Below are 19,711 nucleotides of genomic sequence, written 5' to 3' on the forward strand. Positions count from 1 at the left end.
TTCACATTTGAAACCCTGTTTATCTCAATCTTGGTGTCATTTATTAGTTTTGTTTAACGAACAATTCATAGCGATACTGGGAGTGCGTTGAATTTGTAGAAAACACATTAAGCATTTTATAGTTATTACTGTTTACTAGTTCTTTCTTTAAGCACATATCGCTTGGGGTGTATTTGACTTCGCCATTTTCGATCAATGAAGTCAAAATAAAGTAGGTTGGTTGTTGAGACAATATACTATTACAAAATACTTCATATCGATTAGAAGAGGGCATTTTTGTCATTTCAGCGTTGTTTAAACAATACGAGTCTATGAAATTCAGCGGACTGTAATAGGGGATAAGTCCGGAATCGGCTATGACTACTGTAGCATCTTTTGTTGCGTGAGTATTTAGCCATTTAACGACTTCAAGCCTTAGTTTCTCTCCATTTAAAGGAGCCTCACTGAAATAGCGGTACTCTTCTAAAGACATTTTAGGAATAAATAATAAAGCGATAAGAATCACTGTTACAAATAAATAGCCCACAACCATTTCTTTCTTAAGACTATAGCGATTCAATAAATGACTTACTCCTTGAAAAGCTAGGACTAGAATAAGGGCAAATGCGGGCATAAATAAGCGATTTTGAAATGCGACTAAAGTATCAGCCTCGATCAGCATCAATAAATAAGCGACGCTGGGAATCCATAAAAAATAATGCCTCTTGTCAGGGGAGTGAATGCATGCGGGAATAGACAACAATAGAAACGGCCAAACCAACTTTAAATAATTCAAATCCAAGGCAAAACGATTACCCTCAAACCCTTTACAATACACTGGATTTGGGAATAATTGTCCAAAATAATGCCATCTCCATAAAAAATAGGGTAGAAAAACAACCACGATGGGAAAGGAAAAACTAATTGCACTTCGAATAGTACTCACCGAAATAAAGGGATGTTGTTCCCAAGCCATTAAAACACCGAATAGGATCATAAACACAGGAGCCTCAGGCCGAGTCAAGGCAGCAATTGTTAAAAAGACACCTGCAAAGAAGAAACACCAATTATTAGCTTTGGATTTAGGATGGGGATAACTCAAATAACCCATCCCACGATAGCAAAAATAGACCGAGCCTGAAATTAGAGCTTCATAAACCGTTGTTTCAAGCCCACTAACTGCCCAAATAATTTGTCCCTTATACAGCAATAGCCAAATTACTGGAATCAAGGACTCCTTTCTAGAAAACCACAACCGCGTCATTAAATAGATAAATAGACAGGTAGCAACCAAACCAAGCCAACCAGTGATTTTAAGGGTAATAACAGGGTCTAGGTGGACTAAAAATGCAAAGACTCCGAGAACAACGAAGATAAAATTTGAGTAACCTTCGACAGGGACTGAATTAGGATTCCAGAGTAATCCTATTCCAGAAGCCCAATGATGTGCATATCGCAGAGAGATGTACATATCATCAATAGTAAATGGCCAAATCGCTCTAATTTGCAGCAATAGTAGGTAACACAATAAGGCAATATAGAAAATACAATGCCAGCGCCCTTTCAAACTCATCCGATCAGAGCCATAAGGGTCAACACTGAAAAACTTAGTAGATTCAGGATAGATAATTTATCGCATAAAAACACGTTGACCGGATCATCGTTATTTACTTCTTGTTTAGCGAGCCAAGCAAAACGCCATAAGGCTATAGCAGCAAACGGTAAGGTTAATACAAAATAATAGGCTTCCTCCCGCACGTACACGATGTACAAAATGTATGTCATTAGGCAGGCTATCCCTGTTCCCAATATCAATCGCTGTAATAATTGGGGATGGTATTTCCGTAACACTTTGCGCGTTGAGTTCTTTAGGCCGAGTTGTATTTCCAACTGTCTTTTGTTTAGGGCAATAAATAAGCTTAATAAAGTAGCTGCAATCAGCAACCATATGGATATAGGAATTCCTATTCCAGTTGTTCCAGCAAGTACCCTTAACATAAATCCCATTGCAATGCAGGCCACATCAAGAATTGGAATTAATTTTAGTAGATGATTATAAGCCAGATTTATTAGCAAATAGATTGCTAAAATAATGACTAATGATTTAGAGATTAACCAGCCAATACCAAGACCACTAATGATCAATAAAAACATAATTCCAATTGCATCTTCAACAGATACTAAATCACTTGCTAAAGGCCTATTGCTTTTATAGGGATGAAGACGGTCCTCAGAACGATCCTGTATATCGTTATAAATATAGACAGAACTAGCAATCAGACAAAAACAAAATGAAGCGACTATGGCAGGCAAAAGGAAACCCGATACAGGAGTATAAATAAAGCCAAGCATCACAAATATAGATTTACTCCAGTGTGACACACGAAGCAGTGAAAAATAGTTCAATAACTTATCCATGTATCCTATCCTGATGAATTTGTGAATTAGTGCAAGCATGCCAATTTACCTTATTCGAAAATCTAGTAGTAGAATTGTCATCAGACTCTGGCTTCAAGACATGGATTTACAAAGTTTTAAACGCCATATACGACCATAAAGAGCTTCTGATTCTTTAAAAATACCATAATCCTCAAAAAATGCATCATTTACAACCTGTTAAACTAGAATTCCTCAGTAAGGCATTAATAGTTTGCAACAATTTAGTAAAATTTAATCAAATCAGATTGCATTTAACCAATGAACCAGTAATATAAAAAATACACCAATAGACTTCATGAATAAGCGCTACAGACTCTTTTAGTGCAAGAAGTCTAAATAATTAACTCAAGGGAAATGAGGTTTATTATGCGTTATATTCTTCCAGCAGGAGCACTTTTAAATATATATTCTATCCGCAAGGAATATGAGGGTGAACGACATGTTAATTTAGATGAAACTCCTTCTCTATTTGGGGTTCCAACCTTATTCGGTGGTACTGATGTTAAATCAAGAGACAGACAAACCAAATTCATTCTAAAAATGATCATTGTTCTTCGCGCTAATTTTGCCCGAGAAGAGGAAATAACATCTCCCGAGGAATGGGAAGCTAACTTAACAGCCTCACGTGTTGTTCTTGCAGCTTGTTTATTCGTTCAATCACAAATTTCTACCTTTAAAAACAACTCGGCATTGTATCGCTTAATTAATAAAGATTTAGGGATAACCAGTACCAATTATTTAGATAAAGAAGACGAAGAAATGTGCTTTTTAGCAGCGAATCGAGTCATTAACTCTTCATTGTCAGCATACTCTGACGCAAATGCTGCTCTAAGAAAACAGAACTTTCCACCCTTCAGTGAAAAAGAGTGGAGGGAGTTTTCAGATTTTGTCGCTACACAAGCAAAAAATGCAAAAAAACCCGTAAATCCATACACTAACTATCCAGTTACAACAATTACGCAACGATTTTTTGGCGCTGTAGGTACCTACACCGGAGCAACAGTGGGCTACATCGGTGGAGACGTTATTAGCCAGTCATCCACAGCTCTTTCAAGTAAAGCTCAGCTTACGACCTACGTTGGAAGTAGTCTTTTATTCTTAGGTACAACTGGACCAATGGGTGTTGCACTATTCTCACAAGTCATAGCCAGTAAAATAATCACCTCCTTTTGCAATATCAGTATGGCCAGTTTGCTTGGAACAATAGGAGGTCTATTGGGAGAAGGTATAGGGGTTGGTGTGGGGATGCCTATAGATATGGTATACAGGCTTCTGTGGAGGGGGGCTGAAACGTTAATTAGCTATTCCACCACTTACCCTAATGATGGCAGAATGACAGGCTTACGGATTTCCGATGGCAAATCAGTCATTAATGGTATTGTTCTTGATTACTCAACAAACACAGAGCTAGCAACGGACTTAAAAGGCAAGACAGTGACTATCACGGAAGATAGGAAATTGCTTGTTGATGGTAAGGAACTAAAAGTACCTACTGATGGAGCATCTCTCCCAATTGAAGTCATTAATGAGCTCAAAAAACAGATCAATATTAGAGCGCTGAAAAAAGAGCTTGAAAATAATGCTCAACCGAATGAACAGGAAGAGTCTCAGGATGAAGAAAAAGAAGAGTTATTAAGCACTGCATCAACCCTATAGAGTTAGTCATGCATCAAGTTTGTCGGACCAAGGTCCGACAACCCCCTATAAAGTGATCCATTGATTTATAAATAGCGTCGGCCAGCGACTCTAGACGATGCATTTTTAGCAATTCCTGTTTTCATCCAGAAGTATTAATACCTCATGTTAACTTGTTCAGGACCAATCAAGTTACTCAACACCTCCAGTAACTCATTACTAGGATCGACAAACCATTTTGAACTTAGATTTAAATGCGCTTTTGCGACCTGATTATGATAAGCCACTTGCACTGCACAACGACCGGAATAATTTTTTAAAATGGATTGAATGGAAGAAAGAAGTGATTCACTACTCTGGTTTAACTGCAACTCCAAGCAGCGTGCAAATTTAGTTCTCGCACTCGCTATCGAATGAAGTACACTCGCTGTCATTTTAATTCCACCATTGTAGTCATCGATGGCCACCTCCCCTTCGATAACGAGCATCTCTCCACTCGCCAAAGTTTCGGTATACTGCTCAAAGATCTCACCAAATACAACAACATCAATCTTAGCTGTGGCATCCTCTAAGCCAATGATGGCTAATTTCTTTCCACGCTTAGTGATCAGTTTTCTAATGCCTACAACCTGCCCACAAATATGTGCTTTCTTTTGTACAGCTGGATTTAATTGACCAATTGGGTGAATAAAATCTGTAAACTCCCTTCGGTATTGATCAGCTGGATGCCCTGTTAAATAGAAGCCCAAAACCTCCCTTTCACCTTCGAGCCTTTGTGCATCTGTCCATGACTTACAGGGTACATATTCATGCTTGGTAGAGTTATCGTCGATCAAAGAAAACAAATCAAATTGGCCACTGTTTTGATTTTGATGCTCCTTTTCTGCTAAACGAAGCGCTCTGTCTAATGATGCAGTCAATGCTGCTCGCTCTATGTTCCATTCATCCAAGGCACCACTTTTAATCAAGGCTTCAAGGACCCGTCGATTTACTTTACGTAAATCTAATCGCTCACAAAAACTAAATAAGTCCTGGAATGAGCCATTTGCTACTCTTTCTTGCACAATGCATTCAATGGCAGACTCCCCTACCCCTTTGATAGCTCCAAGACCATAGATAATGGTTTTATCATCACTCACCGTAAAATGGTACATCGATTGATTAATCGAAGGCGGTAATACTTCTAACTTCATGTGCGCACACTCATCAATGAATGTCACAACTTTATCCGTATTATCCATATCTGAAGACATAACAGCCGCCATAAAAGCCGCAGGATAGTGTGCTTTTAACCATGCCGTTTGATAAGCAACTAATGCATAGGCTGCAGAATGTGATTTATTGAATCCATACCCTGCAAATTTTTCCATCAAATCAAAAATATGAGTAGCGACCTCTGCATCAACACCTCTAGCTAGTGCACCACTCGTGAATATCTCCCGCTGTTTCGCCATCTCTTCTGGCTTTTTCTTACCCATAGCTCGCCGCAATAAATCAGCAGAGCCTAGGGTATAATTCGCCAGTACCTGAGCAATTTGCATAACTTGCTCTTGATATAATATGACACCGTAAGTGGGTTTTAGAATTGGTTCCAAATCTGGATGTGGATAATCTACTTGGGCTCTTCCATGCTTCCTGTCAATGAAATCATCGACCATTCCCGATTGCAAAGGACCTGGTCTAAATAAAGCGACCAATGCGATGATGTCTTCAAAGCAATCCGGTTGCAGTCTACCGATGAGCTCTTTCATCCCTCGCGATTCAAGTTGGAATACTGCCGTTGTTTTGCAGGCTTTAAGCAACTCAAAACTCGCTTGATCATCCGTGGGAATATGGCTGATATCAACCAAAGGTAAGTTGTTTTGTTGACACTGTTTGTTCACCGTTGCTAATGCCCAATCAATAATTGTCAGTGTTCTCAACCCTAAAAAGTCAAATTTGACCAAGCCCACTGCTTCAACATCATCCTTATCGAATTGGCTTACGATTTGTGTAGACCCCTCTTCACAATAAATCGCTGTGAAATCGGTCAATCTAGAGGGAGCAATGACTACACCCCCAGCATGCTTTCCAGCATTTCTTGTCACGCCTTCTAGTTTTAAGGCTAAATCGAATAACTCCTTTACTTCCTCTTCCTCGTTATAACGGCGTCGTAACTCCTCTTCTTGCTCCATGGCTTTACTCAGAGTAATACCAAGTTCGAAAGGAATTAATTTAGCTAATTTATCCACAAAACCATAAGGGTGACCTAATACCCGCCCCACATCTCGAACGACTGCTTTCGCTGCCATAGTACCAAAAGTGATGATTTGAGATACACTTTGTCTACCGTATTTTTCTGCAACATAATCAATGACCCGATCCCGTCCTTCCATACAAAAATCAATATCGAAGTCCGGCATGGAAACTCGCTCTGGATTCAGAAAGCGCTCAAACAGCAATTCATAAAGTAGTGGATCCAAGTCTGTAATTTTTAAAGCATAAGCCACTAAGGACCCCGCCCCTGAACCTCTTCCTGGGCCAACAGGAACTCCATTATTCTTTGCCCATTGGATAAAATCTGCCACAATTAAGAAATAGCCTGCAAACCCCATGTTATTGATAACATTCAGTTCTACCTTTAATCGTTCATCGTAATTTATTCTTGCTTCTGCTATTTCTTCTGGGGGTTTTCCTTTAAAAATTTGCTGAAGTCTTTCCTCAAGTCCTATCTCAGACAAATGCGACAAATAGTTTTCGACGGTTGAGCCTTCGGGAATAGGAAAATTGGGGAGATAATTATGCCCAAGATCCAATTGCACATTGCATCGCTTGCTAATTTCAACTGTATTTTCAAGAGCAGATGGTAAATCGCTAAACAGATCTTGCATTTCTTTTGCTGATCGCAAATACTGTTGGGGGCTAAAGCGTTGTTCTCGCCTCGGATCAGCTAAAGTGTATCCATCGTGAATACATACTCTTGCTTCATGGGCATCAAAATCGGATTCATCAATAAAACGAACGTCATTACTAGCTACAATGGGTAAACCAAGCTCATCGGCTAAAGCAATCAATTTTTCATTGTACAATCCTTCATCTGCTCTTCCAGTGCGTTGTATTTCCAAATAAAATCGATTGGGAAATAACGTCATCCAGTGAGTTGCTCGTTGTTTTGCGAGTTCAACGTCATTTGCTACTAAAGCTTGACCTATATCTCCAAATCGCCCACCTGACAGGGCTATTATTCCTTCCGAATACTCCGCAACCCAATTGTATTGAACTCTAGGTTGTCCCTGATGTTGCCCTTCTTGATAGGCTTTTGAAACCAAACAAGTAAGATTTTTATAGCCTTGGGAATTCATACACAATAGAACTAAAGAGCTTGTAATATCTGGAGTTTCAAGATGATGACAAATTATTTCGCCACCTATGATTGGCTTGATCCCCGACTCTAAAGCACTCTTATATAACTTGACTGCAGCAAATAGATTACAAAAATCCGTGATTGCAACAGCACTCATGCCTCTCTCTGGCAAGATTTTCATCAATGGCTTTATTTGTACCAGGCCATCGATCAAAGAAAATTCCGTGTGTACTCTAAGATGAACAAATTGTTGTTGCATGGGGGTTATTTTAATTTTTTAATCATGAAACTTTAACCTAATTACTGGTTTATAACAATGTTCTCAGATCTCAATTTCAACGCTTTCTCAATGTGAGTGATGAGGATCAAAAGCATCCCTTACTGCGTCCGCAAAGAGATTGATGGACACAACCAACAAAAACATAAATACAAAAGCCGCCAACATTGGCCACCAAACAACAGGATCTCTTGCAAGTTCTAACCGAGCTCCATCTATCATGTTTCCCCAGCTAATCGTCATTGGTGATACGCCTACACCAACATAAGACAAGACTGCCTCTGCCATGACTAAAAAACTAAAATCCAATACCAGATTAATGACCACGATATGCATTACATTTGGCACTAAGTGTTTGCGAATTATCGTAACCCAACTACTGCCAAGAGAACGGGCGGCTAGTATAAAATCTGCTTCACGCAATTTCATGGTTTCTGCTCTCAATAGCCTACATAGACTAGTCCAACTGGTCACCCCTAAAATAATGCATAATGCGAGTAATCGTGCATCTGCACTTTCAGCCAATGTAGGAAATTGCTCAGGATGGTTAGCAATGTAGGTTTGCAAAGACAACACAGAGGCTGTAATCAATAGGACTCCAGGAACTGAACTTAGTGTTGTATAACAGTACTGAATCACATCATCCACTATCCCTCCAAAATACCCAGAGGCTACTCCTAATATCAAAGCAAAGGGTAAGGTAAACAGCGTCGTTAAAAAACCAATGATTAAACCAGTACGTATACTCTTTATACTGTAATAAAATAAATCTTGACCAATTTGCCCTGTTCCAAAAACATGAAATGCTCTTGATAATTGATACCCTGTATAAACCGATAGTGTAATAACACCGAGGGTCAATATTACACTGAGTTGTGTTGAATTTATCCTCCAAGCCTTTATTGATTTAGCCTTTAACTTTAGTGCACTAAAAAAGCCCCAAATACCAAGCATCAATATCATGCTGATGATTACACCCCTGATCACCACCGAGTGAATAAATGCCAATTTATCCTCCTCAGTCTGGATGTGTATCGGTGGGTACTCCAATCTCGGATAAACCTGTGTCATGACACCATTTACAAGTTCTGTTTCACTCACAAAAGAGGTTAAAGCCATGGGTTCCGAATACGTTTTTTCATACGTCAAACTCATTGGGGCGAGCAATTTATCCAATAAGGAAAGTCCAGTCTCGTCATTTGTTTTAAAATGAATGGAATCCAAAACTCCAATCATCAAAAACAACATCAATACAATCCCAGCACTCACTGCTATGGGCTTATGCAATATAATGGCAAAGGAAGAGCGAATAGGTTGTTTGCGCAGCCCTGTTAAAACGATGCAAATACTGGCTAGTAAAAGAAGTAAGAAGCACTTATCTGTCCAGAAGAAATCAAATTCCATTCAACATTCCATCCTTTCTCGATCTTGTCATTGTAGACGAACCCTGGGATCAACTAATAGATAGGATAAATCGGTTAATACCAATCCAATAATGTAAAGAATTGAGCCTAAAAACACCATGGATCGTACGATTGCGAAATCCTGTTGCTGTATCGCATCAATGATATAACTTCCCAAACCTGGCACACCGAAAAATGATTCTAATATCAAACTACCCATAAATAAGGAAGGAATGATCACTACAATTCCCGTCAATATAGGTAACATCGTGTTTTTCAAAACATGCTTAAACAAAATTCTTAACTCGGATAATCCTTTGGCTCGGGCTGTTTTCACATACTCTTGGTGAATTTCTTCGAGAAACAAGGTACGATACCAACGTGCACCAGCCCCAAATTGTCCTAATACCGCCACAAGAACAGGTAAGGTAATGAACTTAAAGGCATCTAAACCACCATCATAGCCAGAGATAGGAAATAATTTTAAAATTTTTCCAAACAAGTATTGCCCACCGATAATATAAAACAAACTAGAGATAGACATTAAAATGAGGCAAAACACGACTCCAGAAAGATCCAGATAACTGGTTCTAAAAAAAGCCATACCCATTGCAAAAACAATGTTTACAAGGATAGTCAACAACAACGTTGGCAAAGCTATAGCTAGGCTGGGCCACATTCGATAGCTTATATCATGGCTAATGTCCCTACCTGCATCCGATACTCCAAAATTAAAGGTAAATAACATCAGGGATTTCTGGTAAAACAAGGTGTCTTTAACTGTGTTAAACCCTGATTTTTCTTCATTATAAAATAAAGGGAAATTATAGCCATGAACCTCTTTCCAATCCTCAATTGCGGATTGCTCAATATGCTTATTCCCTAGGTGCATTCGCGCCATATCATCAGGGGAGTTTACAATAAAAAACAACGCAAAGGTGATGAGATTTATGCCAAATAAGATGGGGATTGCATAAATTATTCGTCGAAAAATATAATTCCCCATTATAAGCTACTCCGCTGAGCCGCTTGCTTTTCTTTTTTGAAGTAAGCAAAAATCAAGGGGAGAACAAGCGCGCCCATGAATAATATCATGACGATTAAAGGCCAAATAATTGGATGGTTCCAATCAGTACGCAATTTATTTCTCTCAGAAACATCAATAGAAACGTACTTTAATGTACTCAAGGAAATCGTGTTTGGCTTTACATGAGAGACCCAACTTTGGGTAAGATTAAAACTTTCAGGATGCATTCCCCATATCCAAGGAGCATCATTAGTGACTATTTTTAGCATCTTTGTAATAATTTTTTGTCTAGTTTCATCATTATTTCGGTTTTTCATTTTATCAAATAATCGATTAAATTCTGGGTTGTTGTAATTTGCAGCATTCTCACCTCCATATTTGACCTTACCATTTCGACCATAAAGAAGGAACAAGAAATTTTCCGGATCGGGGTAATCGGCATTCCAACCCCAACTAAAAATCTGTGTGTTGCCCGTCCTAACTTTATCCTGAAAACGATTATACAGGGTAGATTGGACATTCAAATCAATGCCAATCGTTGCAAACTGCTTACGCATCCAATCCAATCTAGACTTCTCATCTGGGTTGCCTGAAACAGCCACATCATAACTTAGAATCAGCGCTTTACCTGTTTTCGGATCCACTCCTTTAGGATAACCGGCCTCAACCATCAGTTGTTGAGCTTCAGCAATCGAACGACGCTTCATTGTATTATCTTTCCAACGATAGACATAAGGATTCATCCCCTGTTCTCCATCTCGATAACCAAATATTCCTGGAGGGATCGGGCCTTGAGCTGCCAAACCACGGCCATTAAAAAAAATAGCGATAAATTCATCGTAATTTACAGCAATGGAGATTGCCTGCCTTAGTTTCCTCGCTTTAGTGCTATATCCACCTACTACATTATCCAGCATGTTAAAACCCATGTAATAAATATAAGGCTCCAAGGATTGTGTTAATTGAATTTTTTTTGATTGCATTTCCGGGCTTAAAACCGCATTTCCGACACGGTTGATCCTGATTGCTTGATCAAAGCTATCTGCGCTTACGTCTGAGGTGTCGTAATAACCTTGTAAAAATTTATTCCACCGTGGTATCGATTCTTTCTCTAAGGTATAGACCGCCTTATCAATTATTGGTAGGCGCTTTCCAATATTATTCACATAACCTTCTCGCCTATCTGCATCTGAGGCATCAACAGGGAAATACACTTCTCTATAATTAGGATTTTTTTCCAATATCATGTTTCGGTTTGGGTTGTTCGCGGTCAACATGAATGGTCCTGTGCCAACTGGGTACCAACCAAAAGACAGATTTTTATCATCCATTCCTTTCTGTGAGTAGAATACATCGGCTTCCCAGGGTACTGGGGCAAAAAAAGGCATTGCTAGCCAAAATAAAAATTGTGGATATTGGCCACGCAATGTAATCTCAAAACGATAATTATCGAGTTTTTTTATCCCATTTAGAGGGTATTTTCGTAAATCGATATAGGTACCATTTCGTAAGAGCTCAGGCGGCAAAGAATCACCAAACTCTTTAAATCCCACAATGTAATCACTCATTAATCCATAAATGGACGAACTTACGGAAGGATTGGCTATTCGTTTAATTTCATAGATAAAATCATCAACCAAGAGCTCTCTGGTACCAGTGTACTTAAAATCAGATAATTTACTAATGTCTTTGTCATCCAAGTATTCTTCCGATAAATGATGATAACGAAAGCTCCCATCTTTTCGTTTTGCAAACGCTGGATGTGGTTGATAAAGGATTCCTTTTTGAATTTCGATCGTATAGACAGTAAATGCAGGCTTAGCGTTTTCAACTAAGGGTATCGTCTTACCTTGGCTATCCAAATATTTAATCGTTGGCATCGCCGTTGCGATCAAAGGGATCAGTTTGTAGGGTCTGGCATAATAATCGTATTCCAAGAGTGGCTCGTAAATCTGAGAGATAAACACGTACTCATTTGAAGAGTAAGATCTGGCTGGATCCAAAGTCTTAGGTTGCTCGTTAAATGAGGAATAATAGATGTTTTCTTTGGATTCGCTCTCTGGATAAGGATTATTTAAAACCCAATTACCGCTGCATACAACGGATGCATAGAGTTGAATGGTAATAAATAACGTTAAAGATCGCACTCAAATTCCTTCTTTTAGTTATCTTGAACCTTTATATACGCTGCAAAAATTGTTCTTCATCCAACACTTCAACCCCTAGTTCAGTTGCTTTTGCCAACTTAGAGCCTGCCTCTCCACCCGCAATCACGAAATTGGTTTTAGCTGAAACACTTCCACTGACTTTAGCCCCTAAAGCTAACAATTTTGCTTTGGCCTCTTCACGCCCCATACTGGTTAAAGTACCGGTTAATACCACTGTTTTACCATAAAAAGGGTTGTTCATGTTAATCGGTTTTTTTTCTTTAATAGGCCAATGAACCCCTGCTTTTAAGAGTTTATCGATAACTTCCATATTATGTGCTTGGCTGAAAAAATGCACGATATAAGATGCTGCCACTGGTCCAATGTCATTTAAAGTCATCAACTCATCTATTGTCGCCATTTTAATAGACTCTATATCTGGAAAATGGTCTGCTAAAACACGGGCTCCCGCTTCTCCAATTTCGCGAATTCCTAAGGCGTAAAGAAAACGATTAAACGTCGTTGTCTTACTTTTTTCTAACGCATCCAATAGGTTTTTTGCGGATTTTTCTCCCATCCTTTGTAAGTTGGATAGAGTCTTTAAATCCATGGTGTACAAATCAGACACATGTCGTACTATTCCAGCATCAACAAGCTGCTCTATGAGGACACTCCCTAAACCCTCAATGTACATTGCCTTACGAGAAGCAAAATGCCACATCATTCTTTTTAACTGTGCTTTACAATACAAACCACCCACACAGCGAGCTATTGCCTCGTCTTCTTCGCGCACAACATCTGATCCACAAACAGGACATTGCTTGGGTAGTTCGATAAATTGAGTTGTAGTTGGTCTCCTTTCCAAAACCACAGAAACAACTTCGGGGATCACATCACCAGCACGGCGGATAACCACTGTATCTCCAATACGAATGTCTTTACGAGTAATTTCATCCATATTATGGAGCGTTGCATTACTAACAGTGACTCCACCAACACTTACAGGTTCTAATCGAGCAACAGGCGTTAATGCCCCTGTTCTACCCACTTGAAAATCGACTGAAAGCAATTGGGTCATTTCTTCAGTTGCTGGAAATTTATGGGCGCAAGCAAAGCGAGGGGCCCGAGAAATAAAGCCTAGCTCTTGTTGCAATGAGATATCATCTATTTTATAAACCACTCCATCGATTTCAAAAGGAAGTTCATTTCGTTTTGCCAACATGTGTTCGTAATAGCTTAAACAACCGTTTATTCCGACCTCCCTCTTTGTGTCCTCAGACACTCTAAATCCATATGTTCTTAGTAAATCCAATTGCGCCAAATGGCTACTCGGTAAAGTAAAGCCCTCACAAGCTCCAATACCATAACAATACAGATCAATAGGTCTGTTTGCGGTGACTTCTGGGTTTAATTGGCGCAAACTTCCTGCTGCTGCATTGCGCGGATTCGCAAATGTTTTCTCACCTAAGGCTCTTGCTTTATCATTGTATTCTTGAAATCCGGCTTTGGGCATGTATACCTCGCCACGTATTTCGATGAGTTTCGGTGGGATTGAGCCCCTTAATTTTAAAGGAACAGAACCAATGGTTTTAATATTTGCGGTGATATTTTCGCCTACAGCCCCATCACCTCTTGTTGCAGCATGAGCTAAAATGCCATTTTCATAAGTGATGTTTACTGCTAAACCATCCAATTTGGGTTCACAGGCAAACACCAACTCTTGATGTTGATCATCCAGTTTATCCATAGCTCTTTTAATAAAAGCTCTGAGCTCTTCCTCGTTGAATACATTAGATAGCGACAACATGGGCTGTCTATGCGAGATTGGCATAAAAGCATCAGAAGGAGAGCCACTGACTCTTTGGGTGGGAGAATCAGTACTTAAATACTCAGGGTGTTCACTTTCAAGCTTTTGCAATGTTTTAAAACAGCGATCGTATTCAGCATCAGGAACGAGTGGTTCATCTAAAACATAATAATGATAATCGTAAGTCCTTATTTGATCGCGTAGTAGGTTAATTTTTTCCTTAATTTCATTTTGAATCATGAAATCCATTCCCCGACATAAAAAACTCAGTTTAACATTTTTTTAGTGGTTTTATGCAGGATTTATGTCTAATTGTATTTCGTTCTATGGCTTTTGGCTGAACTCAACAACCAACTTGAAATTTACAAGACTTACGAAAAACCCCAATGTCTTTTAACGAAGAGATTGGGGTTTTTCGTAGGTCTTTATTTATTTTTAACAAAGAGACTAGGGTTTTTCGTAAGTCCTGTTGAAAAGAGAATTCAAACCATGATATAGATCCACACTCATTAAATACTCTTTTTATCACAATCATTTACCTTAAAATGATTAAATTGCGAGGGGTGTAACTTAGAAACGTTTCATCTTTAGGAGAAACTTTGAAATGGGATTTCAACGCATTTTAGTGTTTATTGTTAGTGTTTTATTTTCAACATTGACCTTTGCTTTGCCAAAAGTGGATTCAAGTCATTCTGGACTGGCTTTAGTTCATGGTACGAAAGATCACCGCGAGGACGCCTATGGGACTTATTGGAAACTGGACTTTATAGAAACTCTTTCGCATGCTTTAGAGAAACCTGAAAACCTGTTTGTAGCCCATTGTGATTTCAGCCAGTACATGTGGCATGAAGACTCCGCAAATTGCCTTGCAGACCAACTGTTGGATTTTATCACTGAAAAAAACATCGAATCCCTTACGGTGATTACTCACTCCGATGGGGCTAACGTGATACGCTGGATTTTATCAAATCCCACCTATGACAGTCGCTACCTGAAGCTCAAAAACAAAATTATAAAAGTTATCGCCTTGGCTCCATCCAGTGGAGGAACTCCTCTGGCTGACGAAGTTCTCAATGGTGGAGTGTTTGAAACCAGTTTGGCTTGGTTACTTGGGTATCTTTCAGACGCTGTGAAACAGCAACGGGTTGGAGATATGTTGATTTTCAATGACGAATTACTTCTAGGTGGGGTTGGACGACCTTCGTTATCAATACCCTTCAAAGCAGTTGTTGGCACTGACGTTAGTGTCTCACCTTTTTCGTCATCAAGCTATTGCAATGGGTATATGTTGAATTCCGGTTTAAAGATTGCAAAATTATTTCTGGATGAATGTGCTGATGGGTTTTTAAATTGCGAGTCTCAAAGTCACGCAGGGGACGTTTGGTTTTATGATACAGAAAAAACAGAAAATAACTCTCCTTTAAGCCATAACCAGAGCAGACACTCATGCTTAGGTTTGGAGTATTTACTGATTAGAGAAATCGCACAAAAAGGAATTGTATAATGAAAATATTAAATTTATTCTGGATAGCCGGATTCTGCATCAGTCAAGCCCAGGCATTCACTCTACCCAGACAACCTACAAAGTCGTATGAATGCAATCATTGCAGTCAGCTTTCTCGAGACAATTTGCAGGATAAATGGGAAATTAATACTCAATCATTAAACAACGACCTCAGTAATGCACAAAAAAGTTACGGTTACAAAGAGCTGGTCAACATTGAACAATTTAAAAAGGGGATTGAAGTTTATACCCAATCACCTGGGGCAGTTATTCGCATTACGCCTTTACAAAATAAAACCATTCCTCAGCTACTCATTAAAACTCCATCCAATGACACCATGTCAATCAAAGAGGCCTCCTCTTTGTATTCTCAAGATCAAGAGCTAGGGGATTTAATTGCTGCGAATAAACACCATACTATGCTGCAGATAAAACCTGAACTCGGAGCTGGACGCTTTATCATTAAAACCAAAGAAATAAGTCCAGACAATGCTCAAGGCTATGTCATCAGTGTGTTGGATAAGTTTTCACTCACCTACTTACAAGTTGAAACAGATTCAATCCATTATCAATATGGAGATAAAGTCACTGCTACAATTTCTCTGGTTAATGATGTTACGGTGTATGATATAGATGAAGTCAGTGCCAGGATCGTTGGTCCACAAAACCAAAGCATTCCTCTGAAGATACGCAAAGTTAAACCAAACGTATTTGAAGCACAAGGCCTATTAAACTCCGAAAGTAATGACCGTGGAGAAAACTGGTACCTAGAAACAGATGTTGAGTCTGATAATGGTCAAGAAATTATCAGACGCTCTGGACATACAGCCTTTTCTTACTCTATTCCGTCAGCCAGCCTTATTAGCGTGAAAAAATTGTCTTCCAAACCTTTAACCTTTGTAGCCACCATCGATGTAGCTACAGCAAGTCGCTATTCCTTACAAAGCGTTCTTTTCCAAAAAACACCTAAATCATCGATTCGACCGATTCAGACTTCACAAAAAGCACAGTGGTTTGAACCTGGAAAGCACGTTATCCAATTTACCTTTGACAATTCACACCAATTATTAGACGATAACCTGTATTTAGGGTATTTACGCTTGATAGACTATGGTCAACTAAAAACCGTTTACCAATTCAACCCACCTATTAAGTTGACCCAACTAGTGGATTAGTTCATGTCATTTTTGTCATCTAACTTGTTTTTTGAGGGCATCGCCTTTGCGTTTGCCCTGCATTTTTTTCTGCTGTTATGGATGCTCGTTAAGCTAGGGCATCAAAAAAGCCACACCGCTCGTGAAAGCGAAAAAACGCTGCAAGCACTTACTAACCAGCTACATCAATTGCATTTGGACATTAACCAATCCTACCAAAGCAGTCAGCAACACATTAACGAAAAAATTGCACAAGGCCTACTGGGTACTCAACAACTGATCAGTGATACGATGCTGAAACAAATGGGCGATGTTAGGGAGCAAATCAATCATAGCTTTAAACAACATGCCAGCTCACTGACCTCTCACCTGCAGCTGCTCACAGAGGAGATTCGTAACCATCTTCACTCATTAACTCAACAAGTGAATAACAAGTTGACTGAAGGTTTTGAGAAAACCTCTTCGACCTTTATTGACGTAGTCAAACGTTTAACCATTATCGATGAAGCCCAGAAAAAAATTACCGAGCTCTCTAATCATGTTGTCAGTCTTCAAGACGTTTTGGTGGATAAGAAAGCGAGAGGGGCATTTGGAGAGGTACAATTATCCACATTAATTAGTAATATGCTTCCTAGCTCTAACTATCAGATGCAATACACCTTAAGCAACCAAAAAAGAGCGGATTGTATTCTGTTTTTACCAGAGCCGACTGGTAATGTGGTCATTGACGCCAAATTCCCACTAGAGACTTACCAACGCCTAATCAACGTAGATGCTCTTTCGAACGATAAAAAAGTGCTTCAACAACAATTTCGACAAGACATACAAAAGCATATCAAGGACATCGCTGAGAAATACATCATCGCGGATGAAACAACTGATGGCGCCATGATGTTTATTCCTGCTGAGTCTATTTTTGCAGAGATTCATGCCAACTACCCAGAACTTATTGCCCTATCCCAGCGATTAAAGGTATGGCTAGTATCCCCTAGTACATTAATGGCTGTTCTTACTACAGCTAAGGCTGTCCTTAAAGATGATGCTACACGGAAGCAAGTGCATATTATTCAAAAACATTTACATGCCCTTGCTAGTGACTTTCAACGATTTGAAAAAAGAATGGATAAGCTCTCCAAGCACATTGATCTTGCCCATCAAGACGTTACTGAGGTGAATACGTCAGCCAAGAAAATTACGTCCAGATTCCAAAAGATAGAGGCGGTAGATATTGAACAAGAAACCTTGGACAATGAATTGGTTGAACTCGAACCTATCGAAAAGTAGATAGGGTTTCTAGGGCCTAATGACCCCAGCATAGTGCTTATGAAATCGTCCAAATCAACTTAATGTGTGATGAGAGGCATGTTCAGGGTCACTTTTATTCAGCTCGTCCATCAAAGGCTTTCCTAATGTCTGAGCATCCTTGGGATGTTGTTTTAAATATTCCTTGGCAATGTTTTTGTAATTTTCATTATCGGGATTATTCCTGATCTTATCGACCAATTCATCCACTTTGTCTTGACGCATTTCAGTGGTGTATGATTTAAACTCCTTTTTAACATCCGCTTTATCTTGTTCTGTAAGGTTATCAAACCCACCTCTTTCCCTTGCTCTTATGGCCAATAAAATGCCATGCATGTTTGCACGTGCATTGGCAATGGTGCAGTTTTCTAATTTCTGCGCACTTTGAGGAATAAAACACACAGGGTCTTGATGATCAGTGACGTTGGCTATTTGGGATACTATGTCGTCGTGTGATGCACCACTATTATGCCCATTCATCATATTACGAATAAACTCAGGCGTTATTTTACTGGAGTCCTCAACTCTGTAAATTCGTGTACCAAATTTCCCAGGTGTTTCTCCAAGTCCGCGGTTTGTATAGACGAGGCTTCCTGATTTAACTGGCGGTTCGCCATCAGGCACAAAAGACAAACCCATTGCGTGACCTTTACAATTAACGGGTATAGTCGTTACTTTTCCACTTAATTTAATTCGTTCAGATAAAGCCGCGCCATTCCCATGAGGAGTACTGTTTACAAACCTGGCTTCTTTATTTGAGGTTGTAAACGCGTCGGCTATCTCTTTAAAATGGGGGTTATCAGGATGCCTTGCAGCATATTTAGTCACTGAATCAGTCATGACTTGGTAAGTAGGACCGACGTGAGCATATTGAGAAGACACACCATTGCTGTCCGTCATTTTAATACCAAGGGTCAACCCAAAATACTTCACGTCTTCAAGGGGTTCACTACGGTTAGCCTGAGGTAAACCATAATGCTCTCTACCTGCAACACTGTCTCGTGCTAGATTATAAATCGCTTTTTCTATAGAGGTTACATTTGCGCCTTCATTAAACAATCGCTCTGCAGTCTTAAAATCTTGGTTTTGTAGAGCAAACGCGAGTGGGCTTTGTCCGTTCTGATTGAACGCATTATTGACAGCCGTTTTTGAATCAGGATACCCGCTTGCTTGTGCAATATGTTCTAACTCTTCCTTGAATTGAGCGCTTTCTAGTTGCTTTTTCATCAGTTCAGCAAGCATCATGAAAAAGCGTTCGTTATCCACTTTAGCTTGATTGAGCTGCATTTGGATCATTTTTTGCTGTATTGCATCCGCTATATTTGACTTCTCCACTTTGTTCATCTGTTCGATTAAAGAGGATTGGCCACTGTCGACAGATGGTTTTTCCTTGTCAGCAACAGTACTAAAATTAGTATTAGTATCAGAAGGGGATTCAAACATAGTACATCTCTATCTATAATGAAAATTTGAGTTTAAATAATACGCTAATTATAGTCAAAATAGCAGGCGTTTTGGATTATTGCACGACTTCTTATCACAAAACTTACAATAAACCCCAGGTTGAAACAAAAAATGCAATTAATTAAGACGTTAGCCAAACAAAACGGATACTTTATAACCATAATTTAACGAGATGATTGGCTTTTATCCTAAGTTCTGTCTTATTTTTTCACCGTTAAGGGAGTATACTC

The 19,711-nt window shown here is 39.3% G+C and carries 12 protein-coding genes; 4 read left to right on the top strand and 8 right to left on the bottom strand.

The window, feature by feature from the left end; all coding sequences use genetic code 11:
* Positions 1 to 43: 43 nt before the first annotated feature.
* Positions 44 to 1,552 (bottom strand): hypothetical protein, encoded by a 1,509-nt coding sequence (locus tag Lwal_RS00575; protein ID WP_058478987.1) that lies wholly within the window; start codon positions 1,550 to 1,552, stop codon positions 44 to 46.
* A complete protein-coding gene (locus Lwal_RS00580; protein ID WP_058478988.1) occupies positions 1,549 to 2,436 on the bottom strand; it encodes a decaprenyl-phosphate phosphoribosyltransferase in 888 nt (295 codons plus the stop codon). Before Lwal_RS00580 ends, Lwal_RS00575 begins: the two co-directional genes overlap by 4 nt.
* Positions 2,437 to 2,784: 348 nt before the next feature.
* On the opposite strand from Lwal_RS00580, the gene Lwal_RS00585 reads away from it, so the two are divergent.
* A complete protein-coding gene (locus Lwal_RS00585; protein WP_065235632.1) occupies positions 2,785 to 4,074 on the top strand; it encodes a type IV secretion protein Dot in 1,290 nt (429 codons plus the stop codon).
* Positions 4,075 to 4,208: 134 nt separating this feature from the next.
* Here Lwal_RS00585 and dnaE read toward each other — a convergent pair whose 3' ends face one another.
* From dnaE to ligA, 5 genes are all read right to left on the bottom strand, one after another.
* Positions 4,209 to 7,655: a DNA polymerase III subunit alpha gene (dnaE, locus tag Lwal_RS00590; protein ID WP_058478989.1), complete on the bottom strand. Its 3,447-nt coding sequence runs from the start codon at positions 7,653 to 7,655 to the stop codon at positions 4,209 to 4,211.
* Between the two features lie 87 nt (positions 7,656 to 7,742).
* Positions 7,743 to 9,077 (bottom strand): ABC transporter permease, encoded by a 1,335-nt coding sequence (locus tag Lwal_RS00595; protein ID WP_058478990.1) that lies wholly within the window; start codon positions 9,075 to 9,077, stop codon positions 7,743 to 7,745.
* Positions 9,078 to 9,104: 27 nt separating this feature from the next.
* On the bottom strand, positions 9,105 to 10,082 hold the full coding sequence (locus Lwal_RS00600; protein WP_058478991.1) for an ABC transporter permease: 978 nt from the start codon (positions 10,080 to 10,082) through the stop codon (positions 9,105 to 9,107).
* Complete coding sequence (locus tag Lwal_RS00605) at positions 10,082 to 12,229, bottom strand: ABC transporter substrate-binding protein (RefSeq protein ID WP_095197655.1); 2,148 nt, start codon at positions 12,227 to 12,229, stop codon at positions 10,082 to 10,084. Before Lwal_RS00605 ends, Lwal_RS00600 begins: the two co-directional genes overlap by 1 nt.
* Positions 12,230 to 12,281: 52 nt before the next feature.
* A complete protein-coding gene (gene ligA / locus Lwal_RS00610) occupies positions 12,282 to 14,297 on the bottom strand; it encodes an NAD-dependent DNA ligase LigA (RefSeq protein WP_058478993.1) in 2,016 nt (671 codons plus the stop codon).
* A gap of 364 nt (positions 14,298 to 14,661) precedes the next feature.
* On the opposite strand from ligA, the gene Lwal_RS00615 reads away from it, so the two are divergent.
* The 3 genes from Lwal_RS00615 to Lwal_RS00625 are packed head-to-tail and all read left to right on the top strand — an operon-like array spanning position 14,662 to position 17,999.
* Positions 14,662 to 15,561 carry a hypothetical protein gene (locus tag Lwal_RS00615; protein ID WP_058478994.1) on the top strand — a complete coding sequence of 300 codons (900 nt, stop codon included), beginning with the start codon at positions 14,662 to 14,664 and terminating at the stop codon, positions 15,559 to 15,561.
* A complete protein-coding gene (locus Lwal_RS00620) occupies positions 15,561 to 16,736 on the top strand; it encodes a DUF4785 domain-containing protein (protein ID WP_058478995.1) in 1,176 nt (391 codons plus the stop codon). Before Lwal_RS00615 ends, Lwal_RS00620 begins: the two co-directional genes overlap by 1 nt.
* Positions 16,737 to 16,739: 3 nt before the next feature.
* Positions 16,740 to 17,999 carry a DNA recombination protein RmuC gene (locus Lwal_RS00625; protein WP_058478996.1) on the top strand — a complete coding sequence of 420 codons (1,260 nt, stop codon included), beginning with the start codon at positions 16,740 to 16,742 and terminating at the stop codon, positions 17,997 to 17,999.
* Positions 18,000 to 18,053: 54 nt separating this feature from the next.
* Here the strand turns inward: Lwal_RS00625 and ankD are convergent, their stop codons facing one another.
* Positions 18,054 to 19,460 (bottom strand): Dot/Icm T4SS effector AnkD/LegA15, encoded by a 1,407-nt coding sequence (gene ankD, locus Lwal_RS00630; RefSeq protein WP_058478997.1) that lies wholly within the window; start codon positions 19,458 to 19,460, stop codon positions 18,054 to 18,056.
* Positions 19,461 to 19,711 lie beyond the last annotated feature (251 nt).

This window comes from Legionella waltersii (genome assembly GCF_001468085.1).
GTDB lineage: Bacteria > Pseudomonadota > Gammaproteobacteria > Legionellales > Legionellaceae > Legionella > Legionella waltersii.